We start from the raw sequence: 10,828 nt of genomic DNA, 5'->3' as shown, positions 1-10,828 counted from the left end.
GTCTGCGTGCTGCTCATGACAATGCTCCGTTATTTGCAATGAAGGCTTCGATTTCTGCCAGGGTGGACGTGCCTTCCATTGGACCTTTGACACCAACCGCACGCGCGCCCGTTGCGTTGGCGAGGTGTAGCGCATGCGCAGGTTTCATGCCGCGCAACCAGCAAGTGACGAAGGCTGCTCCGAAGCTATCACCAGCACCGGTGGGATCAATTTCTTCGACCTTGAATGCAGGTGAGGAGATTTCACCAGACTGGTCGAAATAGCTTGCACCATCAGCACCACGCTTGACGACGATCGCCTTGATGCCGCGTGCCAGCAATTCTTCGATCGCTGCTTTTTCCTCTGTCGCCTTGGTGAAGAGGAAAATTTCCGCACCGCTTGGCATGAACAGATCGGTATTTTCAAGCGCATGGGAAAGGGCTTCGCGCATGCCGGGCAATTCGAGCATTTCCTTGCGGATGTTAGGGTCGAAGGAAACCGTGCCGCCCTTAGCCTTGATGCGGATTGTCGCTTCATGAATGGTTGCGACAATGCCATCGGAAAACAGCGCCGAGCCCATAATATGCAGATGGTCAGCGGTTTCGATCAATGCTTCTGCTTCTGGAGTCAGATCAATTGCACTGCAAGCGCTGTGCTTGATATTGAATATGAAATCGCGATTACCATCTGGGCGATAGCGCACGAAGGCGCTGCCTGTGGCTGCGGTCGGATGTATGCCAATTGCCGACACATCGACGCCGTCCTTTTGCAGTCGCTCGATATTGAGCGTACCGAAATCGTCATTGCCAACAGCACTGACGATGCCGCAAGGCTGGCCCATTTTTGCGGCCTGATCAATGAAGATTGCAGGCGCGCCGGAGGCAAACGGCCCGATCAGCGGAATGGCGCTCTTGAAACCGTTACCAGTTTCCATGGCCATGATCTCAACGACGATTTCGCCGATGGTGATGATCTTTTTCATTTATGTATACCGCTGCTTATGTTCTGACGGACTTTGAACGGACATCGAGCCAGACGGCGACGAGAATGACGACCCCTTTGACGATGAGCTGATAGAAATAAGGCACTGACAGCATGTTCATGCCGTTGTTGATAACACCAATGATAAGCGCGCCGAGGATGGTACCCACCATGGTGCCCACTCCGCCTGCAAGCGAGGTTCCGCCAAGAACGACAGCTGCAATTGCATCAAGCTCGTAGCCCATACCGGCATTTGTCTGTGCTGAGGACAGGCGCGACGAGAGCAGAATGCCGCTGATGGCCGCCATGACACCGGATAGCATGAAAACAATGATCTTGATGCGATCAACCCGGATGCCGGAATAGATGGCGGCTTCCTTGTTCCCACCTGCCAGGTAGATGCGGCGGCCGAATACCGTCTTAGACAGCAGGATATAATTAACGATGAAGAGAACACCGACAATCCAGATGATAATCGGAAGGCCAAGCCAGGTTTCAGAACCGATGGCAAGCCACGTGTCGTTCTCGATGATTTCAGGTGCGCCATTGGTAGGCAGACTGACCATGCCGCGATAGATGCCCATCGTTGCGACGGTGACGATGAAGGACGGCAACATAAGCTTGGCCGAGAGGACACCATTCAAGCCGCCCATGATCGCACCCGCAGCGAGTGTGAATATCACTGTTGGCGCAAACCCGAAGCCCATTGCAAAGGCTTGTGCTGCCACCATGCCGGATACAGCAATGATGGAACCAATCGAGAGATCAATTTCGCCGAGCAGGATCACATATGTCATGCCGTAAGCGGCAACCGCAATTACGGCTACCTGCTGCATGATGTTCATGAAATTGTTGAAAGCGAGGAAGCGCGGGTTCAACACTGCAAACACGACACAGAGCACTACCAGTGAAATGACGATGCCGCCATATTGGCGGATCATCGGGGAGGAGAACAGCGAACGGCGGACTTCTGCGTCCGCTGCTTTTTTCTGAATTTCTTGTGCGTTGCTCATTTTTGCATTCCTGCTGCATAGCTCATGACGGTTTCTGGCGTGAGGCCATCGGCATCAAGGACAGCGGCGACATGCTTGTTATGCATGACGGCTACGCGGTCACTGAGACCAAGCACTTCCGGCAGTTCGGAGGAAACCATCAGGATCGCCGCGCCATTGGCGGCTAGTTCACGGATGATACGATAGATTTCGAATTTCGCACCGACGTCGACGCCGCGCGTTGGCTCATCAAGGATCAATATGCGTGGTTTCATCTGAAGCCATTTTGCCAGCACGATTTTTTGCTGGTTGCCGCCGCTGAGCGAACCCGCGATCGTATCAAGTGAAGCGGTCTTGATGGCAAGGCGTAGCACTTCCGCTTTAGCACCAGAGCGCTCTGCGGATGAGCGCATCATACCAAACGGGCCTGCGAGCTGACCAAGCGCAACCATATTGATGTTGCGCTCGACGCTATGAGGCAGGACGAGACCTTCTTCTTTGCGATTTTCAGTGACAAAAGCGATGCCGTTGCGGATTGCATCCGTTGGTGAAGCCAGGGTAATTGGCTTATCATCCAGTATGATTTCGCCGGTTGGCTGAAGCATGCCGAACAAGGCCTTCATCACATCCGAACGACCTGAGCCGACGAGGCCGAAAAGGCCCAGCACTTCGCCTGGTTTTACATCGATTGAGACATCGTGAAATTTACCCGGCACGCTGAGGTTCTTGGTTGCCAGAATTGGGGGGACGATTGCCGATGGACGAGGAGCCTCGCGCGGGGGATAGATGTCGGTCATCTCACGCCCAACCATCAACGCAATCAACTTATCAATGCTGGTCTTATCTTTTTCCGTGGTGGTTACATATTCACCATCACGAACGACAGTAATGTCATCAGAAAGTCGCATGATTTCTTCCATGCGATGGGAAATATAGATAACGGCCGTGCCACGTGCCTTTAACCGTTCGATGATCGTGAAAAGGATTTCTGCTTCGCTGTCGGAAAGGGAAGACGTGGGCTCATCGAGGATAACGACGTCCGCGGGCTGGCTCAACCCTTTGGCGATTTCTACGAGCTGTCGCTGCGCAATTGAAAGGTCACCGACTTTCGCGTGCACATCGACCGGCAGACCGAGCTCATTGATCAGTTTGTCGGCTTCCGCATTCAGTTCGGAACTGCGGATGAACCCAAAGCGACTTGGTTCATTATTCGCAAAAATATTCTCTGCAACGGAGAGGTTGCGGCAGAGGCTCAGCTCCTGAAAGACGATCGAAATTCCATGGGAACGGGCATCAAGCGGGTTCCTGGGCGCGTAAGGCGCACCCTTGAGTATGATCGTGCCAGATGTTGGTTTGAAAACACCGGCCAGGATTTTCATCAGCGTGGATTTACCCGCGCCGTTTTCACCCAAAAGTGTGTGCACACGCCCACGACGCACAGTCAGGTTCATGCGCTTAAGCGCAATTACCGAACCGAACGACTTAGCGATGTCGCGGATCTCCAGCACTGTATCGGTCATCAAATTCGGGCTTATATCTTGTGCGGAACTGGTGGCTGTCATTTTAGGCCTCCGCTCTCCGTTATACTGCAGATGAGCGCGCTAAGAAACGTGGAACGCTTAAAGTCTGCTGTCAATGAGTGCGCCGCGGCAGCTCTGGCGTGTGGTGTCGCTCAAGCTGCCGCGCGCGGAATGGAAACGGCGACTGGGAGGAGTGCCGCCGTTTCACGCGGTGTTACTTGGTTTCGCCGTCTTTGGTGACAACGCCAGGTACGATTGGCTGTTTGGCCGGCACGCTTTCGCCCTTGATCACTTTGACAGCTGTTTCAACTGCAACCTTGCCCATCTGGTCTGGATACTGGGCGATAACGCCAACCATGACCGGATCGTTTTTCACAGCGTTTCGGGCTTCTTCCATGCCATCAAAGCCGATAACTTTTACCTGCTTGTCAAGCTTGGCAGCCTTCACAGCGGACGCCGCTGCGAGAGCTGCGTCATCGCCAAAGCCGAAAATGCCGACGATGTCGGGGTTGGCCTGAATGATGTTCTGAGCTGCAGACAGGGCTTCAGAACGGGTGATGCCTGGCTGGACCGATACGATTTTGATGTCCGGATAGTTAGCAATGGCTTTCTTGAAGCCTTCAACGCGATCCACCACCGACTGTACGGTCGGATATTCGATGACGGCAACATCGCCTTTTTCACCAATGGACTTTGCCATCAGTTCACCAGCTTTTTCACCGCCGGCGAAATTGTCAGTACCAACGAACGATGTCACCTCAACATTGTTTGCAGGGACGTCAACGGTAATGACCTTGATGCCTGCCTTCTCAGCCTTGTTGATTGCCGAGCGCACGCCCTTGCTGTCAACCGGCGAGATAATGATGACGTCAACGCCCTTGGTGATGAAATCTTCGACATCGGCGAGCTGCTTGCTCAAATCCTGATTGGCGATAGACACTTCGAGCGGCACATTCTGGGTCTGCGCTTCCTTCTTCATCGCGTCTGCGAGCGAAATGTAGAAAGGATGCTGCTGGGTAAGGAGTGACGCGCCAATGCCTTCAGCAGAAGCAGCACCCGCCATCATAGCGATAGCGACACCGGAAAAGAGAATGCGGCTGAGCGATTTGCGAAACATGATTTCCTCCGAATAGAACCGGCATTTACCGGATCGTCCTTCTGACTGGGGACACAAATAACATTTCCCTGCGGGCTCAAGACTGTTTCCAATCTTGAAACCTCCCTGAAGGGCAGGTTCCTTCACGAGCCCAACACCGAGCTTTCCTTAGACATGATAGAGCTTGTTCAGCGAGTCAATATAAAAATTGTCACGTGTAAAAATTATAACGATTTAAAGCCTGTAAATTCACCGATTTCCGTTGAAATTCTCATGGGAAATCAGGGGCAAAACGGTACGGAAGATAAATTCGTGTTGCTTCTATGTAAAAATAAATTTACGCATAGAAAGAAAATAGGCCTGTCAGTTAATAGTTCTGGCTGGATCGGGAAGAGCGTATAATGGGTGATAACAGGATCAGGACGATGGAGGAGTTTGCTGTGGCAAGCGGCCTGTCTCGTCCCACTGTGTCTAAATATTTTGACAATCCTGAGAGTGTTAAGCCTTCTACCCGGGCCCGTATTGAAAGGGCGCTTAAAGACTACAATTATCAACCCAATATCTTTGCTGTCAGCCTTAACAGGAAGAAGCCAAAAAACATTGGCGTCATTGTTCCGCATATTTCTGACCCCTTTTACGCGGAAATAATCCGTCAGATCGAAATGCGTTGTCTGGCTGAAGGCTATTGGACAATTGTGTTGTCCTCGCATGGTGACAGAAAGCTGGAAGCACGCGCTATGCGCACGTTGATGTCGCTCAAGATTGCGGGCGTTCTTATGGCGCCGCTCGGTTTTGATACGGACGCCAAACTGCTGGCCAGCCTTTCGAATTCAATGCCGGTAGTCTTCCTCGATAATCGCATCAGCGAAGATCAGCCTTTTGTCGGCACTGATAATCGTCAAAGCATCGGCAATATAACCGAATATTTGTGTCGTACGGGAGAGCATCCATGTTTTTTGGAGATGCCTGCCGTTAATCAGAATGCACTCGACCGTCGTGCGGCTTATATCGCAACTATGGAACGACTTGGAACTGAACCCATTGTTCTGCCAATGACTGCCAAGAACTGGAATTTTGAAGAGCTCGGATATCAGGAAGCAGGGCGAATTCTTGATCGCGGCGGCTTTCCAACCCGAACTGTACTTTGTGCGAATGATCGCCTTGCCTTCGGCGTGATCTCCGCTGCATTTGAACGCAGACGCCATGTCGGACGCGAAGAAGGTTGTGATTTCCGCGTGGCTGGTCACGATGATCACCCTCTTAGTCGCTTCACTTGTCCGCCGTTGACAACTGTAGCGCAGGATTATCGCAATATTGCTCAGCTGGGGCTTGATATGCTGTTCTCACGTATCAATGCCCAAGAAAGCGGTGCGGCCATTGAAACGGAAGTGCGCCGGCTTGATAGTCACCTTATCATGCGCGGTTCAGCCTGATGCTGAATTCAGATCGTTAGTTTGCAGAGAGATTACCACCAAAGTCGTATATCGCATGATCAAGGTCGCTGATTGATGCCTGGCTTCCCGATGTGCGAAAGTCGCGATGATGGTCTTTGAACCTCATCACTTATTATCTAAAATTTTGAATGCGATGTATTCCATATAACTATTTGAAGTAAAACTAATAATCTCATTTGCCCGGAGATGGGCGAGCGCGAATACCGTGCATGTGCGGGCAAAAAAGCAGAATATTTCTTATCGTAAATGAGCTTTTGCTGATAGCATATCAGTCTTCTGAACTTGCATAAAAGCCTCGCTTGACAAGAAGCAAACTACTGTTCATAAATTTTACACATGTAAGAATTTTGCTATGCATTCGTAAAGGAGGAGACGAGATGCGAACCAAATCTTATGTAGCTGGGCTAATTGCGTCAGTTGCGGGGCTAGCCATTCTTTCGGGGGCTGCTTCAGCTGAAGAATTGACCATTGCCACCGTGAACAACGCTGACATGATCATCATGCAGAAGCTTTCGACGGAATGGGAAAAGGAAACCGGCAACAAGCTTAACTGGGTAGTTCTTGAAGAAAACGTTCTGCGCCAGCGTGTTACCACCGACATTGCAACCAAAAGCGGCCAGTTCGACATCATGACCATCGGTGGTTATGAAGCGCCAATCTGGGGTAAAGCAGGATGGCTGCTTGAGGTGGATGATCTCGGCGACGATTATGATTATGACGATCTGATCAAGCCTGTTCGTGCGGGCCTGACAGTAGAGGACAAGCTCTACGCCGTACCTTTCTATGCAGAAAGCTCGTTTACCCTATATCGCAAGGATCTGTTTGAAGCAGCCGGCCTCAAAATGCCGGATGAGCCGACCTATGAGCAGATCAAGGAATTTGCGACCAAGCTCACCGATAAGTCCAAAGAGCAGTACGGTCTCTGCCTGCGAGGCAAACCGGGCTGGGGCGAAAACATGGCCTATCTTGGCACGCTCGTAAACACATATGGCGGACGTTGGTTCGATGAGCAGTGGAAACCGCAAATCAATTCGGACGAATGGAAGAAGGCAATTAGCTTCTACGTCGATCTGATGAAAGAAGCAGGCCCTCCCGGAATCACGTCCAATGGCTTCAACGAAAATCAGGCCCTCTTCTCGACTGGCCATTGCGCTATGTGGATCGATGCGACATCCGCAGCAGGGCGCATCTACGACAAGACACAGAGCCAGGTAGCCGATAAAGTCGCTTTTACCAAGGCGCCTGTTGAGGTGACGCCGAATGGCTCGGCATGGGCATGGTCATGGAACCTTGCAATCCCGGCCTCAACCAGCAAGGCGGAAGCCGCAAAGTCGTTCCTCAAATGGGCTACCTCCAAGAAATACGTGGAGCTGGTTGGTGAGAAGGAAGGTTGGGTCGCTGTTCCTCCGGGCACTCGTCAATCGACATATGCTAATGAGAACTACAAGAAGGCCGCGCCTTTTGCTGCAACTGTTCTCAAGGCGATCGAGTCTGCTGACCCAACGAAGCCTACCAAGGACCCTGTTCCTTACACAGGTATTCAGTTTGTAGCGATTCCTGAATTCCAGGCAATCGGTACGATTGTTGGTCAGGCGATTTCTTCAGCTGTTGCTGGCCAGCAAAGTGTTGATGCGGCTCTTGATGGCGCACAGCGACAGGCTGAGCAAATGATGACGCAGGCCGGCTACATCAAGTAGTCAGGAAGCCAATGCTTGCTGTCCGATTGCAAAAGGGCAGCAAGTTTGGAGTGTTCCAAACAAAATCGTGAAACGGCTTTGTTTGGGATAATGCGTCGAAACGAAGAGTTAGAGCGGTTCCGTCGATTTAATCTCAATCGGAACCGCTGTAATTTTCGCAGGCTCTTAGTGGAGTGAGAGCATGAGCGGGAAGGGAGGGGCATTCAATGCCATCTGACAACGTTGCCGTCACCGGCACCAAATCTCGTTTTGCATCCAGATCGCGCCGTAGTATCCGTACCGGTCCTCTGCTCGCGCCAGCTGTGATTGTACTGCTTTTGTGGATGATTGTGCCGCTGGCGATGACGCTGTGGTTTTCATTCCAGTATTATAATCTGATCAATCCATTTGTGACGGGCTTTGCGGGCGTATCGAACTATTCGTTTCTTCTTTCGGACCCAGGACTATGGTCTGCCATTGCTAATACATTGATCCTGCTTGGATCTGTCCTTGCCATATCTATTGTACTGGGCGTTTTATTCGCCGTTATTTTCGATCAGGATTTCTTCGGCAAAAACGTAGCGCGGCTTCTGGTCATTGCGCCATTTTTTGTCATGCCAACAGTGTCTGCGCTGATCTGGAAAAACCTGCTGATGCATCCGGTGAACGGCTTCTTTGCTTTTATTTCGCGCAGTTTTGGCCTGCCGGTTATCGACTGGTTTTCGCAATTCCCAATGACTTCAATCATCATGATTGTTTCATGGCAATGGGTACCGTTTGCGACACTTATTCTGATGACGGCGATGCAGTCGCTGGATCGCGAGCAGATGGAAGCAGCCCGCCTTGACGGAGCCAAGGGGCCGGCGATGTTTTACTACATCATTCTGCCTCACTTGTTGCGGCCGATCTCGGTCGTCATCATGATTGAGACCATCTTCCTTCTATCGATCTTTGCAGAAATTCTTGTGACCACTTCGGGCGGTCCTGGTATCGCCACCACTACGCTCACCTATTTCATCTATCTCAAAGCGCTGCTGCAATGGGATATCGGCGGCGCATCGGCTGCGGGCGTTATTGCTATCGTCCTTGCCAATATTGTCGCCTTTTTCCTCATCCGCACAGTCGCGCGCAATCTGGATAATTAGGAGGCTGAGATGGCTGCAAAACGTAAATTCAACAAGGCCACAGTCTCCGCCGGTATCATTGGCTGGATTGTGGCGCTCCTGATGTTTTTTCCGATCCTTTGGATGTTGCTCGCAGCATTCAAAACTGAAATCGACGCTGTGGCACCGCCAAAGCTTTTATTTTCTCCAACTCTTGAGAACTTCGAGGCGGTCAATCAGCGAGCGGATTACTTCCGCTATGCGATGAATAGTGTCGTTGAAAGCGTGGGGGCAACGATCCTCTCACTCATCATCGCGGTGCCCGCGGCTTATGCAGCAGCATTTTTCCCGGGTAAGCGTACCAAGGATCTTTTGCTTTGGATGCTTTCAACCAAGATGCTTCCAGCTGTGGGCGTTTTGGTCCCGATCTATCTGCTCGCCCGCGACAGTGGAATGCTCGACACTCGCACCGGCCTCATTATCATCTTCACATTGTCCAATCTGCCTATTGTGGTCTGGATGCTCTATTCTTTCTTCAAGGAAGTGCCGCATGAAATTCTTGAAGCCAGTCGCATGGATGGTGCAAAAGTAGGCCAGCAGATCCGTTATCTGCTACTGCCGCTCAGCTTGCCAGGCATCGCCTCCACCGCACTTCTCTCGATTATTCTTTGCTGGAACGAAGCATTCTGGAGCCTCAATCTGACGGCATCCAAGGCCGGTCCGTTAACCGCCTTCATCGCGTCCTTCTCATCGCCGGAAGGGCTGTTCTGGGCAAAACTCTCGGCGGCTTCCACGCTCGCCATCGCGCCAATTCTTGTCTTTGGTTGGATCACCCAGCGCCAGCTGGTGCGCGGTCTCACCTTCGGCGCCGTGAAATAAAGGGAACCCCATGGCCACGCTTTCTTTCCATAATGCGACCAAATCCTACGGCAATGTTGATGTCATCAAAGGCGTTGATCTTAATATTGAAGACCGTGAGTTTGTGGTTTTTGTCGGTCCATCTGGATCAGGTAAGTCCACGCTATTGCGGATGATTGCCGGGCTTGAAGAAATCACCGGGGGTGATCTCACCATTGATGGCCAGCAATGTAATGATGTGCCGCCGGATGAACGCGGTTTGGCGATGGTCTTCCAGACATATGCGCTTTATCCGCATATGAATGTGCGTGACAATATGGGCTTCGCACTCAAACTCGCAAAAATTCCCAAGTCAGAGCGTGACCGGAAAGTCGAAGAGGTGGCGAAGACACTTCAGCTCGATCAGCTTTTAGATCGCAAGCCAGGTCAGCTTTCAGGTGGTCAACGCCAGCGTGTTGCCATTGGTCGCGCCATGGTTCGTGAGCCGAAGATTTTCCTCTTTGATGAACCGCTGTCGAACCTTGATGCAGCGCTGCGCGTGCAGATGCGTATTGAACTTGCTCGTCTTCATGATCGCCTGAATGCAACCATGATCTACGTGACACACGATCAGGTCGAAGCGATGACGCTTGCTGATAAGATTGTCGTTCTGCGTGATGGCAAGGTTGAGCAGCTTGGTTCACCGCTTGAGCTCTATCATCACCCCGTCAATCAATTCGTAGCGGGCTTCATCGGTTCGCCAACCATGAACTTCATCGATGTTAAGGTGAAAACAGTGGATGCAAATGGCGTTACCGTCGCACTTGCCAACGGCAATAGCGTGACGGTGCCAGTTAAGAGCAACGGAGTCGATATCGGTGCATCACTGGTTCTTGGTGTTCGTCCTGAACATCTTCATCCGGCAAGTGATGGCACTCTGGATGGTGAGATTATGGTCGTCGAACGTCTGGGCGGTGAAACGTATCTTTATGTACAGAATTCGGCTGCGAAAGACCTGATCGTCGCTGAAGCTGGCGGTGGCAGCACTGCACGCACCCATGAAGTCGCCAAGCTTGGCTTTAACCCGGCTGACGCACATCTCTTCAAATCTGATGGATTGGCGCTTGAACGGCGTGAGCGTCATCCACTTCTGCTTTCTGAAAAGAAAACGCACCGTTGAGTGCAGTGAA

General features: G+C 51.6%; 9 protein-coding genes. 5 read left to right on the top strand and 4 right to left on the bottom strand.

Features of this window, described 5'->3' with window-relative positions; all coding sequences use genetic code 11:
* Positions 1-13 precede the first annotated feature (13 nt).
* From CEV32_RS01960 to CEV32_RS01945, 4 genes are all read right to left on the bottom strand, one after another.
* Positions 14-961: a tagatose kinase gene (locus CEV32_RS01960; RefSeq protein WP_094573767.1), complete on the bottom strand. Its 948-nt coding sequence runs from the start codon at positions 959-961 to the stop codon at positions 14-16.
* Between the two features lie 16 nt (positions 962-977).
* Positions 978-1,901: an ABC transporter permease gene (locus tag CEV32_RS01955; RefSeq protein ID WP_094573771.1), complete on the bottom strand. Its 924-nt coding sequence runs from the start codon at positions 1,899-1,901 to the stop codon at positions 978-980.
* Positions 1,902-1,969: 68 nt separating this feature from the next.
* Positions 1,970-3,514, bottom strand: a complete 1,545-nt coding sequence (locus CEV32_RS01950) for a sugar ABC transporter ATP-binding protein (RefSeq protein ID WP_094573766.1) — start codon at positions 3,512-3,514, stop codon at positions 1,970-1,972.
* A gap of 172 nt (positions 3,515-3,686) precedes the next feature.
* On the bottom strand, positions 3,687-4,538 hold the full coding sequence (locus tag CEV32_RS01945; RefSeq protein WP_374883578.1) for a substrate-binding domain-containing protein: 852 nt from the start codon (positions 4,536-4,538) through the stop codon (positions 3,687-3,689).
* A 431-nt stretch (positions 4,539-4,969) separates the two neighbouring features.
* Here CEV32_RS01945 and CEV32_RS01940 point away from each other — a divergent pair, with 431 nt between their 5' ends.
* The 5 genes from CEV32_RS01940 (at position 4,970) to CEV32_RS01920 (ending at position 10,818) form a co-directional block, all read left to right on the top strand.
* Positions 4,970-6,001, top strand: coding sequence for a LacI family DNA-binding transcriptional regulator (locus CEV32_RS01940; RefSeq protein WP_094573764.1), 1,032 nt, complete (start codon positions 4,970-4,972; stop codon positions 5,999-6,001).
* A 398-nt stretch (positions 6,002-6,399) separates the two neighbouring features.
* A complete protein-coding gene (locus CEV32_RS01935; RefSeq protein ID WP_094573763.1) occupies positions 6,400-7,719 on the top strand; it encodes an ABC transporter substrate-binding protein in 1,320 nt (439 codons plus the stop codon).
* Positions 7,720-7,925: 206 nt separating this feature from the next.
* Positions 7,926-8,843: a carbohydrate ABC transporter permease gene (locus tag CEV32_RS01930; protein ID WP_094573762.1), complete on the top strand. Its 918-nt coding sequence runs from the start codon at positions 7,926-7,928 to the stop codon at positions 8,841-8,843.
* A gap of 9 nt (positions 8,844-8,852) precedes the next feature.
* The gene (locus CEV32_RS01925; protein ID WP_094573761.1) at positions 8,853-9,680 is read left to right on the top strand and encodes a carbohydrate ABC transporter permease; all 828 of its coding nucleotides are present in this window, start codon (positions 8,853-8,855) and stop codon (positions 9,678-9,680) included.
* A gap of 10 nt (positions 9,681-9,690) precedes the next feature.
* Complete coding sequence (locus tag CEV32_RS01920; protein WP_094573760.1) at positions 9,691-10,818, top strand: ABC transporter ATP-binding protein; 1,128 nt, start codon at positions 9,691-9,693, stop codon at positions 10,816-10,818.
* The last annotated feature ends 10 nt before the right edge of the window (positions 10,819-10,828 follow it).

Source organism: Brucella rhizosphaerae (genome assembly GCF_002252475.1).
GTDB classification, from domain to species: Bacteria; Pseudomonadota; Alphaproteobacteria; order Rhizobiales; family Rhizobiaceae; genus Brucella; species Brucella rhizosphaerae.
This window is presented reverse-complemented; position numbering and strand designations above follow the sequence as displayed.